Origin of the sequence: Comamonas sp. 17RB, from assembly GCF_030056555.1 — a bacterium.
Taxonomy (GTDB): domain Bacteria; phylum Pseudomonadota; class Gammaproteobacteria; order Burkholderiales; family Burkholderiaceae_C; genus Comamonas; species Comamonas terrigena.
The window spans coordinates 60410-82707 of the sequence record NZ_JASHHY010000006.1; the positions used below are offsets into that span (position 1 = coordinate 60410).

The 22298-nt window shown below is 61.8% G+C and carries 22 protein-coding genes and 1 tRNA gene; all 23 read left to right on the plus strand.

The window, feature by feature from the left end:
- The first annotated feature begins 87 nt into the window (after nucleotides 1-87).
- The 23 genes from pnp (at nucleotide 88) to QM470_RS12035 (ending at nucleotide 22258) form a co-directional block, all read left to right on the plus strand.
- Nucleotides 88-2343 carry a polyribonucleotide nucleotidyltransferase gene (gene pnp, locus QM470_RS11925; protein WP_283339432.1) on the plus strand — a complete coding sequence of 752 codons (2256 nt, stop codon included), beginning with the start codon at nucleotides 88-90 and terminating at the stop codon, nucleotides 2341-2343.
- Nucleotides 2344-2497: 154 nt separating this feature from the next.
- Nucleotides 2498-3484 (plus strand): NAD(P)H-quinone oxidoreductase, encoded by a 987-nt coding sequence (locus tag QM470_RS11930; protein ID WP_066539327.1) that lies wholly within the window; start codon nucleotides 2498-2500, stop codon nucleotides 3482-3484.
- A gap of 8 nt (nucleotides 3485-3492) precedes the next feature.
- Complete coding sequence (gene tpiA, locus QM470_RS11935; RefSeq protein WP_283339570.1) at nucleotides 3493-4239, plus strand: triose-phosphate isomerase; 747 nt, start codon at nucleotides 3493-3495, stop codon at nucleotides 4237-4239.
- 39 nt (nucleotides 4240-4278) lie between these two features.
- On the plus strand, nucleotides 4279-4674 hold the full coding sequence (gene secG, locus QM470_RS11940; RefSeq protein WP_283339433.1) for a preprotein translocase subunit SecG: 396 nt from the start codon (nucleotides 4279-4281) through the stop codon (nucleotides 4672-4674).
- 127 nt (nucleotides 4675-4801) lie between these two features.
- A tRNA-Leu gene (locus tag QM470_RS11945) sits at nucleotides 4802-4887 on the plus strand.
- A 67-nt stretch (nucleotides 4888-4954) separates the two neighbouring features.
- Entirely contained in the window at nucleotides 4955-5314 is a 360-nt protein-coding gene (locus tag QM470_RS11950; RefSeq protein WP_066539531.1) for an NADH-quinone oxidoreductase subunit A, read from the plus strand.
- Between the two features lie 25 nt (nucleotides 5315-5339).
- Nucleotides 5340-5819, plus strand: a complete 480-nt coding sequence (locus tag QM470_RS11955) for a NuoB/complex I 20 kDa subunit family protein (protein WP_066539321.1) — start codon at nucleotides 5340-5342, stop codon at nucleotides 5817-5819.
- Between the two features lie 9 nt (nucleotides 5820-5828).
- Nucleotides 5829-6440, plus strand: a complete 612-nt coding sequence (locus tag QM470_RS11960) for an NADH-quinone oxidoreductase subunit C (RefSeq protein WP_218332724.1) — start codon at nucleotides 5829-5831, stop codon at nucleotides 6438-6440.
- A 29-nt stretch (nucleotides 6441-6469) separates the two neighbouring features.
- Nucleotides 6470-7723, plus strand: coding sequence for an NADH-quinone oxidoreductase subunit D (locus QM470_RS11965; protein WP_280010955.1), 1254 nt, complete (start codon nucleotides 6470-6472; stop codon nucleotides 7721-7723).
- Entirely contained in the window at nucleotides 7720-8211 is a 492-nt protein-coding gene (nuoE, locus tag QM470_RS11970) for an NADH-quinone oxidoreductase subunit NuoE (RefSeq protein WP_066539315.1), read from the plus strand. Before QM470_RS11965 ends, nuoE begins: the two co-directional genes overlap by 4 nt.
- Nucleotides 8208-9584, plus strand: coding sequence for an NADH-quinone oxidoreductase subunit NuoF (nuoF, locus tag QM470_RS11975; RefSeq protein ID WP_280010957.1), 1377 nt, complete (start codon nucleotides 8208-8210; stop codon nucleotides 9582-9584). Before nuoE ends, nuoF begins: the two co-directional genes overlap by 4 nt.
- Before the next feature lie 15 nt (nucleotides 9585-9599).
- Nucleotides 9600-11714, plus strand: a complete 2115-nt coding sequence (gene nuoG, locus QM470_RS11980; RefSeq protein WP_218332722.1) for an NADH-quinone oxidoreductase subunit NuoG — start codon at nucleotides 9600-9602, stop codon at nucleotides 11712-11714.
- Nucleotides 11711-12787 (plus strand): NADH-quinone oxidoreductase subunit NuoH, encoded by a 1077-nt coding sequence (nuoH, locus tag QM470_RS11985; RefSeq protein ID WP_066539310.1) that lies wholly within the window; start codon nucleotides 11711-11713, stop codon nucleotides 12785-12787. Before nuoG ends, nuoH begins: the two co-directional genes overlap by 4 nt.
- Before the next feature lie 15 nt (nucleotides 12788-12802).
- Nucleotides 12803-13312: an NADH-quinone oxidoreductase subunit NuoI gene (gene nuoI / locus QM470_RS11990; RefSeq protein WP_066539308.1), complete on the plus strand. Its 510-nt coding sequence runs from the start codon at nucleotides 12803-12805 to the stop codon at nucleotides 13310-13312.
- Nucleotides 13313-13345: 33 nt separating this feature from the next.
- Entirely contained in the window at nucleotides 13346-14011 is a 666-nt protein-coding gene (locus tag QM470_RS11995; protein WP_280010959.1) for an NADH-quinone oxidoreductase subunit J, read from the plus strand.
- Nucleotides 14008-14316 carry an NADH-quinone oxidoreductase subunit NuoK gene (gene nuoK, locus QM470_RS12000; protein ID WP_066539304.1) on the plus strand — a complete coding sequence of 103 codons (309 nt, stop codon included), beginning with the start codon at nucleotides 14008-14010 and terminating at the stop codon, nucleotides 14314-14316. Before QM470_RS11995 ends, nuoK begins: the two co-directional genes overlap by 4 nt.
- Nucleotides 14317-14344: 28 nt before the next feature.
- The gene (nuoL, locus tag QM470_RS12005; protein WP_283339434.1) at nucleotides 14345-16396 is read left to right on the plus strand and encodes an NADH-quinone oxidoreductase subunit L; all 2052 of its coding nucleotides are present in this window, start codon (nucleotides 14345-14347) and stop codon (nucleotides 16394-16396) included.
- A 12-nt stretch (nucleotides 16397-16408) separates the two neighbouring features.
- Nucleotides 16409-17884 (plus strand): NADH-quinone oxidoreductase subunit M, encoded by a 1476-nt coding sequence (locus tag QM470_RS12010; protein WP_066539301.1) that lies wholly within the window; start codon nucleotides 16409-16411, stop codon nucleotides 17882-17884.
- Between the two features lie 24 nt (nucleotides 17885-17908).
- Nucleotides 17909-19402 carry an NADH-quinone oxidoreductase subunit NuoN gene (gene nuoN, locus QM470_RS12015; RefSeq protein WP_066539300.1) on the plus strand — a complete coding sequence of 498 codons (1494 nt, stop codon included), beginning with the start codon at nucleotides 17909-17911 and terminating at the stop codon, nucleotides 19400-19402.
- A gap of 17 nt (nucleotides 19403-19419) precedes the next feature.
- Entirely contained in the window at nucleotides 19420-19737 is a 318-nt protein-coding gene (locus QM470_RS12020) for a DUF2818 family protein (RefSeq protein WP_066539299.1), read from the plus strand.
- A gap of 29 nt (nucleotides 19738-19766) precedes the next feature.
- On the plus strand, nucleotides 19767-20246 hold the full coding sequence (locus QM470_RS12025) for a DUF1178 family protein (RefSeq protein ID WP_283339435.1): 480 nt from the start codon (nucleotides 19767-19769) through the stop codon (nucleotides 20244-20246).
- Between the two features lie 373 nt (nucleotides 20247-20619).
- Nucleotides 20620-21390 (plus strand): ABC transporter ATP-binding protein, encoded by a 771-nt coding sequence (locus QM470_RS12030; RefSeq protein WP_066539296.1) that lies wholly within the window; start codon nucleotides 20620-20622, stop codon nucleotides 21388-21390.
- A 145-nt stretch (nucleotides 21391-21535) separates the two neighbouring features.
- Nucleotides 21536-22258: an ABC transporter ATP-binding protein gene (locus QM470_RS12035; protein WP_283339436.1), complete on the plus strand. Its 723-nt coding sequence runs from the start codon at nucleotides 21536-21538 to the stop codon at nucleotides 22256-22258.
- Nucleotides 22259-22298: the final 40 nt, after the last annotated feature.

Below are 22298 nucleotides of genomic sequence, written 5' to 3' on the forward strand. Positions count from 1 at the left end.
TGCGTTTGTGGAATGGCATCGTGTTCTGTTTGATCTCCAAATCCTGGCTGCAAGCGTGCTTGCGGCCATTCCAACAGGAGTACACACATGACGATGTTCAACAAAGTCACCAAGACCTTCCAATGGGGCCAGCACACGGTCACCATGGAAACCGGCGAAATCGCCCGCCAGGCCTCCGGCGCCGTGCTGGTCAACATCGATGACACCGTGGTGCTGGCCACCGTGGTGGGCTCGAAGATCGCCAAGGCCGGTCAGGACTTCTTCCCTCTGACCGTCGACTACATCGAGAAGACCTACGCCGCCGGCAAGATCCCCGGCAGCTTCTTCAAGCGTGAAGCCAAGCCTTCCGAGCTGGAAACCCTGACCAGCCGCCTGATCGACCGCCCGATCCGTCCGCTGTTCCCCGAAGGTTTCTTCAACGATGTGCACGTGGTCATCCACACCATCTCGCTGAACCCCGAAGTGGATGCCGACATCGCCGCCATGATCGCTGTGTCCGCCGCCCTGTCGGTGTCGGGCATCCCGTTCAACGGCCCCATCGGTGCCGCCCGCGTGGGTTACATCAACGGTGAATACGTGCTGAACCCCGGTCAGACCCTGCGCAAGGATTCGCAGATGGATCTGGTGGTGGCCGGTACCGAATCCGCTGTGCTGATGGTGGAATCCGAAGCCCTGCAACTGCCGGAAGAAGTGATGCTGGGCGCCGTGATGTTCGGTCACGAGCAAGGCAAGATCGCCATCGACGCCATCCACGAGCTGGTGCGTGAAGGCGGCAAGCCCGCCTGGGAATGGACCGCTCCTGCCAAGGACGAAGCCCTGATCGCCAAGGTCGCCGAACTGGGTGAAGCCAAGCTGCGCGATGCCTACCAGCTGCGCAACAAGCAAGCCCGTACGCACGCCTGCCGTCTGGCCTACGCCGACGTGAAGGCCGGCCTGACCGAGCAAGGCATTGCATTCGACGGCGTCAAGGTCGAAGGCATGCTGTTCGACATCGAAGCCCGTATCGTGCGTTCGCAGATCCTGGCCGGTGAGCCCCGCATCGACGGTCGCGACACCCGCACCGTGCGTCCCATCGAGATCCGCAACTCCGTGCTGCCCCGCACCCACGGTTCGGCCCTGTTCACCCGTGGTGAAACCCAGGCCCTGGTGATCTCCACCCTGGGCACCGAGCGCGATGCCCAGCGCATCGACGCACTGGCTGGCGAGTTCGAAGACCGCTTCCTGTTCCACTACAACATGCCTCCCTTTGCCACCGGTGAAGTGGGTCGCATGGGTTCGACCAAGCGCCGCGAAATCGGCCACGGCCGTCTGGCCAAGCGTGCTCTGGCCGCTTGCCTGCCGACCAAGGAAGAATTCCCCTACACCATCCGCGTGGTGTCGGAAATCACCGAATCCAACGGCTCTTCGTCGATGGCATCGGTGTGCGGCGGCTGCCTGTCCATGATGGACGCCGGCGTGCCCATGAAGGCGCACGTGGCCGGTATCGCCATGGGCCTGATCAAGGAAGACAACCGCTTCGCCGTGCTGACCGACATCCTGGGTGACGAAGATCACCTGGGTGACATGGACTTCAAGGTGGCCGGTACCACCAACGGCATCACCGCCCTGCAGATGGACATCAAGATCCAGGGTATCACCAAGGAAATCATGCAGGTCGCCCTGGCCCAGGCCAAGGAAGCACGCATGCACATCCTGGGCAAGATGCAAGAGGCCATGGGTGAAGCCAAGACCGAAGTCTCCAGCTTCGCTCCGAAGCTGTACACCATGAAGATCAACCCCGAGAAGATCCGTGACGTGATCGGCAAGGGCGGCGCCACCATCCGTGCGCTGACCGAAGAGACCGGCACCCAGATCAACATCGAGGAAGACGGCACCATCACCATTGCCGCCACCGACGGCGCCAAGGCCGAAGCCGCCAAGCTGCGCATCGAGCAGATCACGGCCGAAGTCGAAATCGGCAAGGTCTACGAAGGTCCCGTGGTCAAGATCCTGGACTTCGGCGCACTGGTCAACCTGCTGCCCGGCAAGGACGGTCTGCTGCACATCAGCCAGATCGCCCACGAGCGCGTGGAAAAGGTCACCGACTACCTGCAAGAAGGCCAAGTGGTCCAGGTCAAGGTGCTGGAGACTGACGACAAGGGCCGCGTCAAGCTGTCCATGAAGGCGCTGACCGAGCGTCCCGCCGGCATGGAGCGCAGCGAACGTCCCGCCCCGGCCGAGCGTGGTGACCGTGCTCCCCGCCAACCGCGCGAGTTCCGTGAACCCCGCGAGCCGCGTGAGCCCCGCCAGCCGCGTGACCCGGCTGTCGATGCTGACCAACAGCAGCAACAGCAACAGCAGTAATCCCTTCCCGTAAGGGATGCTGCCGGCCGTGGGTGGCTGCAGAGCAATCTGCAGCACCCACGGTTTTTGTGTCAAAAAAGCGCGCTATTGCCGCACAGGTCTTGGACGGTGCCGGCAATGGAGGCCAGAATTTTGTAAAGGACGTGCGCCAAGCATGCAGGCCATAGAAATCAGCCGTTTCGGTCCTCCCGAAGTGCTGCAGCCCTGCGAACGACCCACGCCCCAGCCGCAGGCGGGCGAGGTGTTGATTCGCGTGCGCGCCAGTGGTGTCAACCGCCCGGACGTGGTGCAGCGCAAAGGTGCTTACCCGCCGCCGCCCGGTGCCTCGGACCTGCCCGGTCTGGAAGTGGCGGGTGTCATCGAATCGGGTGATGCAGCCGCCATGGCGGCTGCCGGTCTGGCCGTGGGTGACAGGGTCTGTGCGCTGCTGCAAGGCGGCGGCTATGCCCAGTACTGCACCGTGCCGGTGGGCCAGTGCCTGCCGGTGCCGCAGGGGCTGAGCGACGAAGAGGCTGCGGCGCTGCCCGAGACCTTTTTCACGGTCTGGAGCAATGTGTTCCAGCGGGGCCGCCTGCAGGCGGGCGAAACGCTGTTGATCCAAGGGGGTAGCAGCGGCATTGGCGTCACGGCCATCCAGCTGGCCAAGGCCTTTGGATCCACGGTCATTGTGACTGCGGGTTCGGATGAGAAATGCGCCGAATGCCTGGCTCTGGGTGCCGACCATGCCATCAATTACAAGAGCCAGGATTTCGAGCAGGAAGCCTTGCGCCTGACGGGTGGCAAGGGGGTCGATGTGATCCTGGACATGGTGGCCGGCAGCTATGTGGAGCGCGAAGTGCGCTGCCTGGCGGAAGACGGTCGCCTGGTGGTGATTGCGGTGCAGGGTGGCCTGGAGTCGGGCTTCAATGCCGGCTTGCTGATGCGCCGCCGCCTGACGGTGACGGGAAGCACGCTGCGTCCGCGCAGCGAGGCGTTCAAGGCCGCCATCGGTCAGGAACTGCGGGACAGGGTGTGGCCGCTGCTGGAGCAGCGCCGCGTGCGTCCCATCATCCACAGCCGCTTTGCAGCGCAGGATGCCGCCCAGGCCCATGCCTTGATGGAGTCGGGTCAACTCATTGGCAAGATCGTTTTGACGTGGTGAGCGAACACATGAAGAAGAAGCTGATTGTTGGCAACTGGAAGATGAATGGCGGCCTGCAGGCCAATGCCGAGCTGCTGGCGGGCATCCGCCAGGGGCTGCCGGCCGCGCTGCAGTGCGGCGTGGGTGTGGCCGTTCCGGCGGTCTACCTGGCCCAGGTGCAGGCGCTGGTGCAGGATTCGCCGATTGCGCTGGGCGTCCAGGATGTGTCGCAGCACGAAAAAGGTGCCTACACCGGTGAAGTGTCGGCCGCCATGCTGCAGGAGTTTGGTGTGCGCTATGCCCTGGTGGGGCACAGCGAGCGCCGCCAGTACCACGGCGAAACCGATGCCGATGTGGCGCACAAGGCCCAGGCGGCTCTGGCCAAGGGCATCACGCCGGTGGTGTGCGTGGGCGAAACCCTGGCCGAGCGCGAAGCCGGCCAGACCGAAGCCGTGGTCAAGCGCCAGCTGGCGGCGGTGATCCAGCACGTGGGCCATTGCGTCAGCGAACTGGTGGTGGCGTACGAACCGGTCTGGGCGATTGGCACCGGCAAGACGGCTTCGCCCGAGCAGGCCCAGCAGGTGCATGCCGTGCTGCGTGCACAGCTGGCGGCTGCGACCCAGCAGGGCGATCGCGTGCCGCTGCTGTACGGCGGCAGCATGAATGCCGCCAATGCGGCCCAGCTGTTGGCCCAGCCCGATATCGATGGCGGTCTGATCGGCGGTGCGTCGCTCAAGGCCGCAGATTTTCTGCAAATTATTGCTGCAGCTCAATAAGCTGCAGTGTGAATAGCTACTGATTTAGGAGTGAATGAAATGCAAGCGTTTTCTGGTGTGATTCTGGGCATTCAAATGCTGGCGGCCCTGGGCATGATCGGTCTGATCCTGATCCAGCACGGCAAGGGTGCGGACATGGGCGCGGCCTTTGGCAGCGGCAGCTCCGGCAGCCTGTTCGGGGCTTCGGGCAGTGCCAACTTCCTGTCGCGTACCACCGGCATCCTGGCCGCGGTGTTCTTCGTCTGCACGCTGGCCCTGGCCTACCTGGGCAACACACGCCCTGCCAGCACCGGCAGCGTGCTGGAAAACACGCCTGCCGCCAGCATTCCTGCCCCGGCTGCCGTGAGCAAGGATGTGCCCGCGCCCGTGGCGAATGACGTGCCCGCACCGGTGCAGCAGCCTGTTGCCACAACGGAGCCTGCTCCCGCGAAATAAATTGAAGCAATCCGGAAAATACTTCGATGCAAGTGTTTTTCCGGATAGAATATAGGGATTGCCTGGACAGCCAAAGCCCAGTTAGAGGGGGCTCCTCATGCCATCCGGGTGATCTGAGACGAAAAAAGCCGTCGTGGTGGAATTGGTAGACACGCTATCTTGAGGGGGTAGTGGCGTAAAGCTGTGCGAGTTCGAGTCTCGCCGACGGCACCACACATAACAAGCCTGCCCTGATCAGGCAGTGGTCGGGGCAAGGTCAAGCGGGAAACGCGACCTCAAGATGAACCTCGATCAATACCTCCCCGTTCTCTTGTTCATCCTCGTTGGCATGGCCGTCGGTGTCGTGCCCCTGGTGCTCGGCTACGTGCTGGGTCCCAACCGACCGGATGACGCCAAGAACTCTCCTTACGAATGCGGTTTTGAGGCCTTCGAAGACGCGCGCATGAAATTCGATGTGCGCTACTACCTCGTCGCCATTCTGTTTATCCTCTTTGATTTGGAAATCGCTTTCCTGCTGCCTTGGGCCGTTGCGCTCGAGGACGTGGGCATTGCTGGTTTCGTCGCTGTGCTGATCTTCCTGGCCGTTCTTGTCGTAGGCTTTGCCTACGAGTGGAAAAAGGGCGCCCTGGACTGGGAATAACAGCTGAATTCGAAAAGGAAACACGATGATCGAAGGTGTGATGAAGGAAGGCTTCGTCACCACCAGCTATGACGCTGTGGTGAACTGGGCCAAAACCGGATCGATCTGGCCCATGACGTTCGGTCTGGCCTGCTGTGCGGTGGAAATGATGCATGCCGCCGCGGCGCGCTATGACCTGGCGCGCTTTGGTGCGGAAGTGTTCCGTCCCAGCCCGCGCCAGTCTGACCTGATGATTGTGGCTGGCACGCTGTGCAACAAGATGGCACCGGCCCTGCGCAAGGTCTACGACCAGATGTCCGAGCCGCGCTGGGTGCTCTCCATGGGTTCCTGCGCCAATGGCGGCGGCTACTACCACTACAGCTATTCCGTGGTGCGCGGTTGCGACCGCGTGGTGCCTGTGGACGTGTACGTGCCTGGCTGCCCCCCCACTGCCGAAGCGCTGATCTACGGCATCATTCAGCTGCAGCAAAAAATCCGCCGCACGAACACCATCGCTCGCGTCTAAGGAGTCGAGATGTCTGCTATCGCTATCCATCCCGAAAAGCTTCGGGATCTGGTGGCTGCTGCCCTGGGCGACAAAGCCCGCAGCGTCACTGTCGCGCTGGGCGAGGTCACCGCTGAGGTGCCTGCGGCCCAGTATTACGCTGCCATGCAAACGCTGCGCGATGCGCCCGGCTGCCAGTTCGAACAACTGGTCGACCTGTGCGGTCTTGACTACTCTGCTTACGCTGAAGTGGGTACCGAAGGTGCCCGCTTTGCCGTGGTGTCGCACCTGCTGTCGGTGTCGCTGAACCAGCGTCTGCGGGTGCGTGTGTACGCCGAGGACGATGATTTTCCGGTGGTCGCTTCGGTGAATCCGCTGTGGAGCTCGGCCAACTGGTTCGAGCGCGAGGCGTTCGACCTGTTCGGCATCATGTTCGAAGGCCACGACGACCTGCGCCGCATCCTGACCGACTACGGTTTCATCGGCCACCCCTTCCGCAAGGACTTCCCCCTGTCGGGTCACGTGGAAATGCGCTTCGACGAAGAGCTGGGCCGCGTGGTCTACCAGCCGGTGACGATCGAGCCGCGCGAAATCACTCCGCGCATCATCCGTGAAGACAACTACGGCGGAGGCCTGCACTGAAGGCGCGCGTCGCCTTCTGACGGAAGACCATGGCTGAAATCAAGAACTATTCCCTGAACTTTGGTCCGCAGCACCCGGCAGCGCACGGTGTGCTGCGTCTGGTGCTGGAGCTGGACGGTGAAGTGGTGCAACGTGCCGACCCGCACGTGGGCCTGCTGCACCGCGGGACCGAAAAGCTCGCCGAGCACAAGACCTTCATCCAGTCGCTGCCCTATATGGACCGCCTGGACTATGTGTCCATGATGTGCAATGAGCACGCCTACTGCCTCGCGATTGAAAAGCTGATGGGCATCGACGTGCCCAAGCGTGCGCAGTACATCCGTGTGCTGTTCTCCGAAATCACGCGCCTGCTGAACCACCTGATGTGGCTGGGCTCGAACGGCATGGACTGCGGCGCTTCCACGGTGCTGATGTACACCTTCCGCGAGCGTGAAGACCTGTTCGACATGTACGAGGCCGTCTCCGGCGCGCGCATGCATGCAGCCTACTTCCGTCCGGGCGGCGTCTACCGTGACCTGCCGGACACCATGCCCCAGTTCAAGGCCAGCAAGGTGCGCAATGCCAAGGGCATTGCAGAGCTGAACAAGAACCGCCAGGGTTCGCTGCTGGACTTCATCGAAGACTTCACCAACCGCTTCCCCAAGTGTGTGGATGAATACGAAACCCTGCTGACGGACAACCGTATCTGGAAGCAGCGCATGGTCGGCATCGGCGTGGTGAACGCCGAGCGCGCGCTGAACATGGGCTTCACCGGCCCGATGCTGCGTGGCTCCGGCATTGCCTGGGATCTGCGCAAGAAGCAGCCCTATGAGGTGTATTCGGAGCTGGACTTCGACATCCCCGTGGGCAAGACCGGCGACTGCTACGACCGCTATCTGGTGCGCGTGGCCGAAATGCGCCAGTCCAACAGCCTGATCCAGCAGTGCGTGAAGTGGCTGCGTGCCAACCCCGGTCCGGTGATCACCGAGAACCACAAGGTGGCCCCGCCTGCCCGCGAAGCCATGAAGTCCAACATGGAAGAGCTGATCCACCACTTCAAGCTCTTCACCGAAGGCTTCAAGGTGCCCGAAGGCGAAGCGTATGCCGCCGTTGAGCACCCCAAGGGTGAGTTTGGTATTTACATGGTGAGCGATGGCGCCAACAAGCCCTATCGTCTGAAGATTCGTGCCCCGGGCTTTGCCCACCTGTCCATGATGGACGAGGTGATTCGCGGACACATGCTGTCCGACGTGGTGGCGGTCATCGGCACCATGGATATCGTGTTCGGAGAGATTGACCGATGATTACTGAAGCGACTAAGGCGCGTTTTGCGCGCGAGGTGGCCAAGTACCCGCCCGAGCAGAAGCAGTCTGCCGTGATGGCCTGCTTGACCATCGTTCAGCAGGAACAGGGCTGGGTCAGCCCTGAGAGCGAAGCTGAAATCGGTGACTACCTGGGCATGCCGGCCATTGCCGTGCATGAGGTCACGACGTTCTACAACATGTACAACCAGCAGCCGGTGGGCAAGTACAAGCTGAATGTGTGCACCAACCTGCCATGCCAGCTGCGCGACGGCTACAAGGCTTTGCACCACCTGGAGCACAAGCTGGGCATCAAGATGGGCGAGACCACGGCCGACGGCATGTTCACGCTGCAGCAGTCCGAGTGCCTGGGCGCCTGCGCCGATTCGCCCGTGATGCTGGTCAACGACCGTTGCATGTGCAGCTTCATGAGCAATGAAAAGCTCGACGAGCTGGTGGACGGCCTGCGCGCTGCGGAGGGCAAGGCATGAGCTCCACCATCCTGAACAATCCCGCCGCCAATGCGGTGCTGGCGAAGTTCGCTTCGTCCGGCAACGAAACCTGTTTCCATGGCCGCCACATCAATCCGCAGATCTATGCGGATCTGGACGGCAGCAACTGGTCCATCAAGGACTACGAAGCACGCGGTGGCTACCAGGCCCTGCGCAAGCTGCTGGGCAAGGACGGCGGCGAAGGTCTGACACAGGACCAGGTCATCGCCACCATGAAGGAATCCGGTCTGCGTGGCCGTGGCGGTGCAGGCTTCCCCACGGGTCTGAAGTGGAGCTTCATGCCCCGCCAGTTCCCCGGCCAGAAGCACCTGGTGTGCAACTCGGACGAGGGTGAGCCCGGTACGTGCAAGGACCGCGAGATCCTGATGCACAACCCGCACATCGTGATCGAAGGCATGATCATTGCCGCGTACGCGATGGGCATCTCGGTCGGCTACAACTACATCCACGGCGAAATCTTCGAAGTCTACGAACGCTTCGAAGCCGCTCTGGAAGAAGCCCGTGCCGCCGGCTTCCTGGGCAGCAACATCCTGGGCAGCAGCTTCAGCTTCCAGCTGCACGCCCACCACGGTTTTGGCGCCTACATCTGCGGCGAAGAAACCGCGCTGCTGGAATCGCTGGAAGGCAAGAAGGGGCAGCCCCGCTTCAAGCCGCCATTCCCGGCCAGCTTCGGTCTGTACGGCAAGCCCACGACCATCAACAACACCGAAACCTTCGCGGCGGTGCCCTGGATCATCCGCAATGGCGGTCAGGCCTACCTCGAATGCGGCAAGCCCAACAACGGCGGCACCAAGATCTTCTCGGTCAGCGGTGACGTGAACCTGCCCGGTAACTACGAAGTGCCGATGGGTACGCCTTTCAGCAAGCTGCTGGAACTGGCGGGCGGTGTGCGCACTGGTCGCAAGCTCAAGGCGGTGATCCCTGGTGGTTCGTCCTCCCCGGTGCTGCCGGCCGACGTGATCATGGAATGCACGATGGACTATGACTCCATCTCCAAGGCTGGTTCCATGCTGGGTTCGGGTGCCGTGATCGTGATGGACGATTCGCGTGACATGGTCGAGAGCCTGCTGCGCCTGTCGTATTTCTATTCGCACGAGTCCTGTGGCCAGTGCACGCCCTGCCGCGAAGGCACGGGCTGGCTGTGGCGCGTGGTGAACCGTATCCAGCACGGTGAAGGCCGTCCGGAAGACATCGAGTTGCTGGACTCTGTGTCCGTGAACATCATGGGCCGCACCATCTGCGCCCTGGGCGATGCAGCGGCCATGCCGGTGCGCGCCATGATCAAGCACTTCCGCCACGAGTTCGAAGCGAAGATCCAGAACGCTTCCAAACAGGCTGCCAAGGCCGCCTGATCGCGAGACAAGCATATGGTTGAAATTGAACTGGACGGTAAGAAGGTGGAGGTGGCTGAAGGCTGCATGGTGATGCATGCAGCCGAGAAGGCCGGTACCTACATTCCACATTTCTGCTACCACAAGAAGTTGTCCATTGCGGCGAACTGCCGCATGTGCCTGGTGGACGTGGAAAAAGCGCCCAAGCCCATGCCCGCCTGCGCCACCCCGGTGACGCAAGGCATGATCGTGCGCACCAAGAGCGAAAAGGCCATCAAGGCCCAGCAGTCGGTGATGGAGTTTCTGCTCATCAATCACCCGCTGGATTGCCCGATCTGCGACCAAGGCGGTGAATGCCAGCTGCAGGATCTGGCCGTGGGCTATGGCAGCAGCAGCTCGCGCTACGAAGAAGAAAAGCGCGTGGTGTTCCACAAGGATGTGGGTCCGCTGATTTCCATGGAGGAAATGAGCCGCTGCATCCACTGCACCCGCTGCGTGCGCTTTGGCCAAGAGATCTCCGGCATCATGGAGCTGGGCATGATCCACCGCGGCGAGCACTCGGAAATCACCACCGTGGTGGGCGATACCGTGGACTCGGAGCTGTCGGGCAACATGATCGACATCTGCCCCGTGGGCGCGCTGACCAGCAAGCCTTTCCGCTACAGCGCCCGTACCTGGGAACTGTCGCGCCGCAAGTCGGTGTCGCCACATGACTCCACCGGTGCCAACCTGATCGTTCAGGTGAAGAACCACAAGGTGATGCGCGTGGTTCCGTTCGAGAACGAAGCCGTCAACGAATGCTGGATTGCCGACCGCGACCGTTTCTCCTATGAAGCGCTCAACGGTGCAGACCGCCTGACCCGTCCCATGCTGAAGCAGGGCGGCGAGTGGAAGGAAGTCGACTGGCAGACCGCGCTGGAATACGTGGCCAATGGTCTGCGTACCATCAAGAACGACCACGGCGCCAACAGCGTGGCTGCTTTGGCCAGCCCGCACAGCACGCTGGAAGAGCTGTACCTGGCTGCCGCGCTGGTGCGCGGTGTGGGCAGCGACAGCATCGACTGGCGTCTGCGCCATGCCGAATTTGCCGCCGCACAAGGCGTGCGCTGGCTGGGCATGCCCATTGCCGCCATGAACGAGCTGCAGGCCGTGCTGGTCGTGGGTTCCAACCTGCGCAAGGACCATCCGCTGTTTGCACAGCGCATCCGCCAGGCCGCCAAGAAGGGCTGCCAGGTGTTTGCCATCAATGGCAAGGTGTACGACTGGGCGCTGCCCGTGTCCGCCTCGGTGGTGGCTGCTGCCGACTGGGCGCAGGCGCTGGCCGATGTGGCTGCTGCCGTGGCCCAGGCCAAGGGCGTGGCCTCTCCCGTGCAAGGCTCTGACAACGCAGAAGCGGCCGCCATTGCCGGCGCACTGCTGTCGGGCGAGCGCAAGGCCATCCTGCTGGGCAATGCGGCTGCGCACCATGCACAGGCCGAAAGCCTGCTGGCTCTGGCGCAGTGGATTGGCGAGCAGACCGGTGCCCACGTGGGTTACCTGACCGAAGCGGCCAACACCGTGGGTGCGCAATGGGTCAAGGCCCAGCCTCAGGCCCAGGGCCTGAATGCGGCACAGATCACGGCCGGCCAGGCCAAAGCCGTGATTCTGCTGAACAACGAGCCCGTGTTCGACACGGCTGCCGGTGCCAAGGCCGTCGAAGGCCTGTCCAAGGCAGAGATGGTGGTGACCTTGAGCCCTTTCAAGACCAATCTGGATGTCAGCGATGTGCTGCTGCCGATTGCACCGTTCACCGAAACCTCGGGCAGCTTCGTCAACGCCGAAGGCCGTGTGCAGAGCTTCCACGCCGTGGTCAAGCCACTGGGCGAGACCCGTCCGGGCTGGAAGGTGCTGCGCGTGCTGGGCAATCTGCTGGGTGTGCAAGGCATGGCGTTCGAATCCTCGCAGGACGTGCTGGCGGCAGCTGCCGGCGGCGTGAGCCAGCTGGGTGCCGAGCTGAACAACCGCACAGCCGCCGCTGCGGCCGTGGTGCAGGGTGCTGTGGCCGAACCGGTGGTGGCCAGTATTTACCAACTGGACAGCATTGTCCGCCGTGCGACGTCGCTGCAACTGACAGCCGATGCGCGCCAGGCTCGTGAGGGAGGTGCTGCATGATTGACGCACTCAAGAATGCAGGCGCTGGCCTGATCGCCGCTTCCTGGTGGACCGATGTGGCCTGGCCGGTGATCTGGGTTCTGCTGGGCATCATTGCCATCGTGGCACCGCTGATGATTGCCGTGGCCTACCTGACGCTGTGGGAGCGCAAGTTCCTGGGCTGGATCCAGGTGCGTCCCGGTCCCAACCGCGTGGGTCCCTGGGGCCTGCTGCAGCCGATGGCCGACGGCCTGAAGCTGCTGACCAAGGAACTGATCTTCCCCTCGGCTGCCGCCAAGGGTCTGTTCTATGTCGGCCCGGTGATGGCGATCATGCCGGCCCTGGCCGCCTGGGTGGCGATTCCCTTTGCCCCCGAAGTGGCGCTGGCCAATGTGAACGCAGGTCTGCTGCTGATCATGGCCATCACCTCGATCGAAGTGTATGGCGTGATCATTGCGGGCTGGGCTTCCAACTCCAAGTACGCCTTCCTGGGCGCGCTGCGTGCTTCGGCACAGATGGTGAGCTATGAAATCGCCATGGGCTTCTGCTTCCTGGTGGTCATCATGGTCAGCGGCAGCATGAACCTGACGCAGATCGTGCTGGGCCAAGGCCAGGGCCACTTTGCGAGCATGGGCGTGAGCATCCTGTCGTGGAACTGGCTGCCGCTACTGCCCATCTTCATCGTCTACCTGATCTCGGTCGTGGCCGAGACCAACCGCCACCCCTTCGACGTGGTGGAAGGCGAGTCGGAAATCGTGGCCGGCCACATGGTCGAGTACTCGGGCATGGGCTTTGCCATCTTCTTCCTGGCCGAATACGCCAGCATGTGGCTGGTGTCCATCCTGGCCGTGATCATGTTCCTGGGCGGATGGCTGCCTCCGTTCGACTTCCTGGGCTTCATCCCCGGCTGGATCTGGCTGGCGATCAAGACGTTCCTGGTGGTGTCGTGCTTCATCTGGATCCGTGCAACGTTCCCGCGCTTCCGTTATGACCAGATCATGCGTCTGGGCTGGAAGATCTTTATCCCTGTCACCCTGGTGTGGCTGGTGCTTGTGGGTGCTTGGCTGCACTCGCCGTGGAACATCTGGAATTAAGGCGGGATACGAACAATGTCTGCTGTTGCTGCAACCCCATTCTCCTTGAAGGACTTTCTCAAGAGCTTCATGCTCTGGGAACTGGCCAAGGGCATGGTTCTGACGGGCCGCTACGCATTTTCGCGCCGCGTGACCATTCAGTTCCCCGAGGAAAAGACGCCGCTGTCGCCACGCTTCCGTGGCCTGCACGCCCTGCGCCGTTATGAAAACGGCGAAGAGCGCTGCATTGCCTGCAAGCTGTGCGAAGCCGTGTGCCCGGCCATGGCCATCACCATCGAATCGGATGTGCGTGACGATGGTTCGCGTCGCACCACGCGTTACGACATCGATCTGACCAAGTGCATCTTCTGCGGTTTCTGCGAAGAGAGCTGCCCGGTCGACTCGATCGTCGAAACGCAGATCTTTGAATACCACGGCGAAAAGCGTGGCGACCTGTACTTCACCAAGGACATGTTGCTGGCCGTGGGTGACCGCTATGAAGCCGACATCGCCGCTGCCAAGGCAGCCGATGCCAAGTACCGCTGAAGCGGCTCCTGATCAACCAAGAAGATTCGATCCATGGACGCCAAGACTGGTTTTTTCTATCTCTTCTCGGCAGTGCTGCTGTTTGCAGCCTTCCGAGTGGTTACGGCGCGCAACCCCGTGCACGCCGTGCTCAATCTGATTCTGGCTTTCTCGCAGGCTTCCGCCATCTGGCTGCTGCTGAAGGCTGAATTCCTGGCTATCGCGCTGGTGCTGGTGTACCTGGGCGCGGTGCTGGTGCTGTTCCTGTTTGTGGTGATGATGCTGGACATCCGCATCGACGACGTACGACGTGGCTTCTGGCGGCATTTCCCGCTGGCCGCCGTGATCGGCGCGATCATCACGTTCGAAATGGCACTGGTGGTGATGGGCGGCTTCAGCGGCATGGATGAACCCAAGCCCGTGGCCGATCTGGTGAATGCTGCCGGTCAGGTCATTCCCTATTCCAACACCCAGGCGCTGGGCAAGCTGCTGTACACCGAGTACCTGTACCCGATTGAAATCGCGGCAGTCATCCTGCTGGTGGCCATGATCACGGCCATTGCACTGACGCTGCGCAAGCGCAAAGATAACAAGGCAATCAGCGTTTCCGACCAGGTGCGAGTGCGTGCCCAGGACCGTCTGTCCATCGTCAAGATGCCCAGCACCCAGGCGCCTGTGGCTCCTGTGGAGGAAACCGTTGTGGAGGAGAAGAAGGCATGACGCTCACACTGGGACATTTCCTGACCTTGGGCGCGATGCTGTTCGCGCTGTCGGTTGTCGGGATCTTTCTGAACCGCAAGAACCTGATCGTGCTGCTGATGGCCATCGAGCTGATGCTGCTGTCGGTGAACATGAACTTCGTGGCCTTCTCCCACTATCTGGGTGACATGCACGGCCAGGTGTTCGTGTTCTTCATCCTGACTGTGGCTGCAGCCGAATCGGCCATCGGCCTCGCCATCCTGGTGCTGCTGTTCCGCAACAAGTCCAGCATCAATGCGGAAGATCTCAACACCCTGAAGGGTTGAGTCGCCGGTCTTAGCAAGGTCCAGAAGAATGAGTCAAACCCTCTCTGCATCCATGCTCCTGGCGGTGCCTTTGGCACCGCTGGCGGGCTCCGCATTGGCCGGTATCTTTGGTACAGCCTTTGGCGGCAACAAGTTCGGACGCGGTGCCAGCCGTTCGCTCACCATCTTGGGTGTGCTGGTGGCATTCGTGCTTTCCGCGATGACGTTCCAGTCGGTCGTTTTCGACGGCGCCACCTTCAACCAGGCCATTTACGAATGGATGACGGTGGGCAGCCTGAAGATGGAAATCGGCTTCCTGATCGACAGCCTGACGGCCATGATGATGTGCGTGGTGACCTTTGTGTCGCTGATGGTGCACATCTACACCATCGGCTACATGGAAGAAGATGACGGCTACAACCGTTTCTTCTCCTACATCTCGCTGTTCACCTTCTCCATGTTGATGCTCGTGATGAGCAACAACCTGCTGCAGCTGTTCTTCGGCTGGGAAGCCGTGGGTCTGGTGTCGTATCTGCTGATCGGTTTCTACTTCAAGAAGGAATCGGCCATCTTTGCGAACATGAAGGCCTTCCTGGTCAACCGCGTCGGTGACTTCGGCTTCATCCTGGGCATCGGCCTGATCGCTGCCTACACCGGCACGTTCAACTACTCGGAAATCTTCGCCAAGCTGCCCGAGATCCAGAACACGCTGCTGCCTGGCACGGCCTGGCTGCTGGTGACCGTGACGGCCATCTGCCTGTTTATCGGTGCGATGGGCAAATCGGCCCAGTTCCCGCTGCATGCCTGGCTGCCGGATTCGATGGAAGGTCCTACCCCCATCTCCGCGCTGATCCATGCGGCCACCATGGTGACCGCCGGTATCTTCATGGTCTCGCGCATGTCGCCGCTGTATGAGCTGTCGGACACCGCGCTGAACTTCATCCTGGTGATCGGCTCCATCACGGCCCTGTTCATGGGTATCCTGGGCATCATCCAGAACGACATCAAGCGCGTGATTGCGTACTCCACGCTGTCGCAGCTGGGTTACATGACCATCGCCCTGGGCGTGTCGGCCTACTCGGTGGCCACGTTCCACCTGATGACGCACGCGTTCTTCAAGGCGCTGCTGTTCCTGGGTGCCGGCTCTGTCATCATGGGCATGCACCACAATCAGGACATCCGCTGGATGGGTGGCGTGCGCAAGTACATGCCCATCACCTGGATCACCTTCCTGCTGGGCAACCTGGCGCTGATCGGTACGCCGTTCTTCTCGGGTTTCTACTCCAAGGACGCCATCATCGAAGCGGTACACGCTTCGCATCTGCCCGCGGCTGGCTTCGCCACCTTTGCGGTGCTGGCCGGCGTGTTCATCACGGCTTTCTATTCGTTCCGTCTGTACTTCATCGTGTTTCACGGCAAGGAGCGCTACGACCAGAACCCCGATGCACACCATGACGACCACCATGCCCATGATGACCACCACGACGACCACCACGGCCATGGCCACGATGCCAAGCCGCACGAGTCGCCCTGGGTGGTGACCGGTCCTCTGGTCCTGCTGGCCATCCCGTCGGTGGTGATCGGTGCCATGGCACTGATGCCCATGCTGTTTGGTGACTTCTTCAAGGGCGTGATCTACGTCGACGGCACCAAGCACCACGCCATGGCCGAACTGGCCGCGGACATCCACGGCTGGCTGCCCATGGCACTGCACGGCTTCCAGACTGCGCCGTTCTGGCTGGCTCTGGCCGGTGTGGTGGTGTCCTATGTGTTCTACATGGTCATGCCTGCCATCCCCACGGCCATCAAGTCGTTCTCGCAAAAGATCGGCCTGTACCAGGTGCTGGAAGGCAAGTACGGTGTGGACTGGGTCTACGAAAACATCTTTGCACGCGGCTCGCGTTGCCTGGGTACCGGTCTGTGGAAGGTGGGTGACCAAACCTTGATCGACGGTGTTGTCGTCAACGGTTCCTGGAAGCTGGTGGGCAAGATCGCTTCGGTGGTCCGCTGGTTCCAGTCGGGCTATATCTACCACTATGCATTGGTCATGATCCTGGGCATCTTCCTGCTCATGACTTATTTCGTGTGGCTCAACAAGTAAGGAAGTAGAAAAATGGGATTGTTGAGTCTTGCCATTTGGACACCGATTCTTTTTGGTGTCGTGCTGCTGGCACTGGGACGTGAAAGCCAGGTCCGCGCCGTGCGCTGGCTGGCCCTGATCGGGGCCATCGCCGGCCTGCTGGTGACCTTGCCGCTGCTGTCCGGCTTTGACACGACAACTGCCAACATGCAGTTCGTGGAAAAGTCGCTGTGGATTGAACGTTTCAATATCCACTACCACCTGGGCCTGGACGGTCTGTCGTTCTGGTTCGTGCCGCTGACGGCCTTCATCACGGTGATCGTGGTGATCGCTTCCTGGGAGAACATCACCGAGCGCGTGAACCAGTACATGGGCGCGTTCCTGATCCTGTCGGGTCTGATGGTCGGTGTGTTCTGCGCACTGGACGGCCTGCTGTTCTACGTGTTCTTCGAAGCCACGCTGATTCCGATGTACCTGATCATCGGTATCTGGGGTGGTCCGAACAAGATCTACGCCGCGTTCAAGTTCTTCCTGTACACCCTGATGGGCTCGCTGCTCACCCTGGTAGCGCTGATCTACCTGTACAACAAGTCGGGTGGCAGCTTTGACATCCAGACTTGGCACCAGCTGCCGCTGGGCAGCACGGCCCAGACGCTGATCTTCTTTGCCTTCTTCGCTGCGTTTGCCGTGAAGGTGCCGATGTGGCCGGTGCACACCTGGCTGCCCGACGTGCACGTGGAAGCGCCTACCGGCGGTTCCGCCGTGCTGGCGGCCATCATGCTGAAGCTGGGTGCCTATGGTTTCCTGCGCTTCTCGCTGCCCATCGCTCCGGATGCCGCCCGTGAATGGGCCTGGCTGATGATCACGCTGTCCCTGGTGGCCGTGATCTACGTGGGCATGGTGGCGCTGGTCCAGAAGGACATGAAGAAGCTGGTGGCTTACTCGTCCGTGGCCCACATGGGTTTCGTGACCCTGGGCTTCTTCATCTTCAACGACCTGGGCGTGGCCGGCGGTATCGTGCAGATGATTGCCCACGGCTTTGTGTCGGGTGCCATGTTCCTGTGCATCGGCGTGCTGTACGACCGCGTGCACTCCCGTGAAATCGCCGCGTACGGCGGTGTGGTCAACACCATGCCCAAGTTCGCAGCGTTTGCCCTGCTGTTTGCCATGGCCAACTGCGGCCTGCCTGCCACGGCCGGTTTCGTGGGTGAGTGGATGGTGATCCTGGCTGCCGTGAAGTTCAACTTCTGGGTGGGCATGGGCGCTGCCACGGCACTGATGTTTGGCGCGGCCTACACCCTGTGGATGTACAAGCGCGTCTACCTGGGCCCTGTGGCCAACGACCATGTGAAGGAGCTGCAGGACATCAACTGCCGCGAATTCCTGGTGCTGGGTGTGCTGGCCGTCGCCGTGCTGTACATGGGTATCTATCCCAAGCCCTTCACGGACGTGATGGATGTGTCCGTGGCGCAGCTGCTGCAGCACGTGGCACAGAGCAAGCTCCCCTGACAGGACAGAACTGAGAGATTCGAGATGATTGACAACATCAGCTGGCTTTCGATCTACCCCGAGATCGTGCTCCTTGTCATGGGATGCGTGATCGCCCTGGTAGATCTGGGCGTCAAAAGCCCACGCCGCACAGCGACCTATGTGCTGACCTTGCTGACGCTGGCCGTGGTCGCCGTCATGCAGGCCATGTATGCCTCCAGCGGCAATACCTTCTACGGCTGGGGCAACATGGTGGTCTCCGACGCCATGGGCAACTGGCTCAAGTGCTTCGCCACTGTCGCCATGATGGTGACCCTGGTCTACGGCCGTCCCTACGCGGGCGACCGGGGCATGCTGCAAGGCGGCGAGTTCTTCACGCTGTCCATGTTCGCGCTGCTGGGCATGTTCATCATGATTTCCGGCAACAACTTCCTGCTGATTTACCTCGGCCTGGAATGTCTGACGCTCTCCAGCTACGCGCTGGTGGCGCTGCGCCGCGACCATGCCACTTCCACCGAAGCGGCGATGAAGTACTTCGTGCTGGGTGCCATGGCTTCCGGTTTCCTGCTGTACGGCATGTCCATGCTCTACGGTGCCACCGGTTCGCTGGACATCGGTGAAGTCTTCAAGGCCATCAACTCCGGCCAGATCAAGCACCAGGTGCTGGTCTTCGGTCTGGTGTTCATCGTGGCTGGCCTGGCCTTCAAGCTGGGTGCCGTGCCTTTCCACATGTGGGTGCCTGACGTGTACCAGGGCGCTCCCACCGCCATCACCGCCATGATCGGTGGCGCGCCCAAGCTGGCCGCTTTCGCCATGGTGATGCGCCTGCTGGTGGACGGCCTGCTGCCGCTGGCCATCGACTGGCAGCAGATGCTGGCCGTGCTGGCGATTGCTTCGCTGCTGGTGGGTAACCTGGCTGCCATCATGCAGACCAACCTCAAGCGCATGCTGGCCTACTCGACCATTGCGCAAATGGGTTTTGTGCTGCTGGGCCTGCTGTCCGGCGTGGTCAACGGCAACGTGAACCCTGCCAACGTGGAAAGCGCCTACAGCTCCGCCATGTTCTATGTGGTGACCTATGTGCTGACCACCCTGGCTGCGTTCGGCGTGATCCTGCTGCTGTCGCGTGAAGGCTTCGAAAGCGAAGAGATCTCCGACCTGGCCGGCCTGAACCAGCGCAGCCCGCTGTATGCCGGCGTGATGGCCGCCTGCCTGTTCTCCATGGCCGGTATCCCTCCGCTGGTGGGCTTCTACGCCAAGCTGGCCGTGCTGCAGGCCCTGGTGGCTTCCGGCCAGGCGCTGTACATCGGTCTGGCCGTGTTCGCGGTGGTGATGTCGCTGATCGGCGCCTTCTACTACCTGCGCGTCGTCAAGGTCATGTACTTCGACAAGCCGCTGACGGCGACCAGCGTGTCCGCTCCGTTCGACGTGCGTGCCGTGCTGACCGTCAATGGCGCCCTGGTGCTGCTGCTGGGCATCTTCCCCAGCGCACTGATGTCCCTGTGCGCTGATGCGATAGTGCGCGCCCTGGCGTCATGAGGCTTTAAAATCGAAGCGTGACCCAAACTGCTTCTATCTGGCTCGTGATATTGGCTGCCCTTGTGGCAGCCAATTTGCCTTTTCTGAATGAGCGCTGGCTGCTGGCCGGCCCCGTGGCCCGTGGCCACGCCAAGCCCTTCTGGGGGCGACTGCTGGAACTGTTCCTGCTGTACCTGCTGGTCGGTGGCCTGGCACTGGCGCTGGAAAAGCGCGCCGGCCAGATCTACCCGCAGGGCTGGGAGTTCTATGCCGTAACCGGCGCGCTGTTCCTGACGCTGGCATTTCCAGGCTTTGTCTACCGCTATCTGGGACAACGCCGCCGCACCCAGGCCTGAGTCGGCCTGCGTGTGCTGAGGAGGGCGACATGAAGGTCTTGGATCTGCGCTGCGAGCAAGGGCATCTGTTCGAAGGCTGGTTCGGCTCGGAAGACGATTTCCAAAGCCAGCTGGCCCGTGATCTGATTGCCTGCCCCGTGTGCAGCAGTGTCCGCATCCACAAAGGCCTCAGCGCCGCGCGCCTGAACCTGGGCGCAGCCACCGCCCCCAGCACGCCAGGGGTACCGGCAGCGCCGGCTGCTGCGGCGTCATCCACCCCTCCTGTCCCGGAAGACCGCCTGCGGGCCGTGCAGGCGGCCTGGCTGCAGATGAGCCGCCGCATCGTGCAGCAGACCGAGGATGTGGGTGCCCAATTCGCCGACGAGGCGCGGCGCATCCACCGGGGCGAGGTGGAGGAGCGCGGCATCCGCGGCCAGGCCACACCGCGTGAGGCGCTGGAACTGCTGGAAGAGGGCATCGGCGTGCTGCCGCTGGCCGTGCCGGATACGTCCAAAGAGACCTTGCAATAGGGCCTGCAGTCCGCATTGCGGGTTCCACTGTGCAAAACGCTCCCTGGGTGGAGCGTTTTTTTATGCCCGCAGCGCGCAGGAAAGCTGCGCCGGGCTGCGCTAACTGACAAAAAGCTGCCGAACTTGTGGCTGGGCGACAGAGCTGGTTGTCCCGTCGGTGCTTGAAAATTCTTCTAACACCTTGTATTTGCAGAGAATTTTGGATTCGTTGGCTGTCTAGGGTTTGTGCTTAGGTTGTAAGTCTTACGCATTAGCCCCAGTGCGGTGACAGAGGGGCCTACGTAGGATGCGCTGCAACATAAGAACATGGATGGTGCGGCCTGGAGACAAGCCACAAGTAGCACTATCCCAACCTTGAAGTGGGACTGCAGCGATGAGCGATGTCATTCTCGAAACCCGGAACCTGACCAAGGAGTTCAAGGGTTTCACTGCCGTGAGCAACGTCAATCTGGACGTTCAGCGCGGCAGCATTCATGCCCTGATCGGGCCCAACGGGGCAGGCAAAACCACGTGTTTCAACCTGCTGACCAAGTTTCTGGTGCCCACCTCGGGCACCATCAAGTTCAACGGCGTGGACATCACCGGCGAGGCGCCGGCGCAGATCGCACGCCGTGGCGTGATCCGCTCGTTCCAGATCTCGGCGGTGTTCCCGCACCTGACGCTGATGGAGAACGTGCGCATCGGCCTGCAACGCCAGCTGGGCACCGAGTTCCATTTCTGGCGCAGCGAGAAGTCGCTGGACAAGCTCAACACCCGTGCCATGGAGCTGCTCACCGAAGTGGGCCTGGAAGACCTGGCCGATGAGGTGACGGTGAACCTGCCCTACGGCCGCAAGCGCGCGCTGGAAATCGCCACCACCCTGGCCATGGAGCCCGAGCTGATGCTGCTGGACGAGCCCACCCAGGGCATGGGCCACGAAGACGTGGACCGCGTCACCCAGCTGATCAAGAAGGTCTCGGCCGGCCGCACCATCCTGATGGTGGAGCACAACATGAAGGTGATCTCCTCCATCGCCGACCGCATCACCGTGCTGCAGCGCGGTGCGGTGTTGGCCGAAGGTCCGTATGAAGAAGTCTCGAAGAATCCGCAGGTGATGGAAGCCTATATGGGCACCACCGACGGCCAATTGCAGGGCGCGCACTGATGGCTGCCCTGCTGCGCCGCTTCGCGCCTTCTCCCCAAGGGGGCTGCCGCTGCGCGGCAGAAGGGGCCTTGCTCGACGCCACGCAACTGGCGCGTGCCGGTTGTGCACGCCGCGCCCGGTGCGCGGTGCTTTGAAGAGATACGCAATGAAGAACAACACAACAACTCCGGCGCTGGAGATCCGCGGCCTGGAAGCCTGGTACGGCGAATCCCATGTGCTGCACGGTGTGGACATCGTGGTCCAGCCGGGTGAAGTGGTGACGCTGCTGGGCCGCAATGGCGCGGGTCGCACCTCCACCATGCGTGCCGTGATGGGGCTGACGGGCAGCCGCAAAGGCTCGATCAAGATCAACGGCCAGGAAACCATCCACCTGCCGACCCACAAGATTGCCCACCTGGGCGTGGGTTACTGCCCCGAAGAGCGCGGCATCTTCTCCAGCCTGTCGTGCGAAGAGAACCTGATGCTGCCGCCACCGCTGAAGACCGGCGAAAAAGGCATGAGCGTGGAGGAAATCTACGAGATGTTCCCCAACCTCGCCGAGCGCCGCCACAGCCAGGGCACGCGCCTGTCGGGGGGCGAGCAGCAGATGCTGGCCGTGGCCCGCATTCTGCGCACCGGTGCACGGCTGCTGCTGCTCGATGAAATCTCGGAAGGGCTGGCGCCCGTGATCGTGCAGGCATTGGCCCGCATGATCACCATGCTGCGCAGCAAGGGCTACACGGTGGTGATGGTGGAGCAGAACTTCCGCTTTGCCGCACCGCTGGCCGACCGCTTCTATGTGATGGAGCATGGCTCCATCGTCGAACGTTTCGAATCTGCGCAACTGCAGGAAAAGATGTCCGTGCTCAATGAGCTGCTGGGCGTATGAGTGTTTCTTGCACCGCAAGAGGCTAGGTAAAAAAGAGAGC

Excerpts from the sequence above, each read along its gene's own strand:
- QM470_RS12035 (WP_283339436.1), top strand. The coding sequence starts at position 21,536 with ATGAAGAACAACACAACAACTCCGGCGCTGGAGATCCGCGGCCTGGAA.
- tpiA (WP_283339570.1), top strand. The coding sequence starts at position 3,493 with ATGAAGAAGAAGCTGATTGTTGGCAACTGGAAGATGAATGGCGGCCTG.
- nuoN (WP_066539300.1), top strand. The coding sequence starts at position 17,909 with ATGATTGACAACATCAGCTGGCTTTCGATCTACCCCGAGATCGTGCTC.
- pnp (WP_283339432.1), top strand. The coding sequence starts at position 88 with ATGACGATGTTCAACAAAGTCACCAAGACCTTCCAATGGGGCCAGCAC.
- QM470_RS11955 (WP_066539321.1), top strand. The coding sequence starts at position 5,340 with ATGATCGAAGGTGTGATGAAGGAAGGCTTCGTCACCACCAGCTATGAC.
- QM470_RS12010 (WP_066539301.1), top strand. The coding sequence starts at position 16,409 with ATGGGATTGTTGAGTCTTGCCATTTGGACACCGATTCTTTTTGGTGTC.
- QM470_RS11965 (WP_280010955.1), top strand. The coding sequence starts at position 6,470 with ATGGCTGAAATCAAGAACTATTCCCTGAACTTTGGTCCGCAGCACCCG.
- QM470_RS11960 (WP_218332724.1), top strand. The coding sequence starts at position 5,829 with ATGTCTGCTATCGCTATCCATCCCGAAAAGCTTCGGGATCTGGTGGCT.
- QM470_RS11995 (WP_280010959.1), top strand. The coding sequence starts at position 13,346 with ATGGACGCCAAGACTGGTTTTTTCTATCTCTTCTCGGCAGTGCTGCTG.
- nuoK (WP_066539304.1), top strand. The coding sequence starts at position 14,008 with ATGACGCTCACACTGGGACATTTCCTGACCTTGGGCGCGATGCTGTTC.
- nuoL (WP_283339434.1), top strand. The coding sequence starts at position 14,345 with ATGAGTCAAACCCTCTCTGCATCCATGCTCCTGGCGGTGCCTTTGGCA.
- secG (WP_283339433.1), top strand. The coding sequence starts at position 4,279 with ATGCAAGCGTTTTCTGGTGTGATTCTGGGCATTCAAATGCTGGCGGCC.
- nuoH (WP_066539310.1), top strand. The coding sequence starts at position 11,711 with ATGATTGACGCACTCAAGAATGCAGGCGCTGGCCTGATCGCCGCTTCC.
- nuoG (WP_218332722.1), top strand. The coding sequence starts at position 9,600 with ATGGTTGAAATTGAACTGGACGGTAAGAAGGTGGAGGTGGCTGAAGGC.
- QM470_RS11930 (WP_066539327.1), top strand. The coding sequence starts at position 2,498 with ATGCAGGCCATAGAAATCAGCCGTTTCGGTCCTCCCGAAGTGCTGCAG.
- QM470_RS11950 (WP_066539531.1), top strand. The coding sequence starts at position 4,955 with ATGAACCTCGATCAATACCTCCCCGTTCTCTTGTTCATCCTCGTTGGC.
- QM470_RS12030 (WP_066539296.1), top strand. The coding sequence starts at position 20,620 with ATGAGCGATGTCATTCTCGAAACCCGGAACCTGACCAAGGAGTTCAAG.
- QM470_RS12025 (WP_283339435.1), top strand. The coding sequence starts at position 19,767 with ATGAAGGTCTTGGATCTGCGCTGCGAGCAAGGGCATCTGTTCGAAGGC.
- nuoF (WP_280010957.1), top strand. The coding sequence starts at position 8,208 with ATGAGCTCCACCATCCTGAACAATCCCGCCGCCAATGCGGTGCTGGCG.
- nuoE (WP_066539315.1), top strand. The coding sequence starts at position 7,720 with ATGATTACTGAAGCGACTAAGGCGCGTTTTGCGCGCGAGGTGGCCAAG.
- nuoI (WP_066539308.1), top strand. The coding sequence starts at position 12,803 with ATGTCTGCTGTTGCTGCAACCCCATTCTCCTTGAAGGACTTTCTCAAG.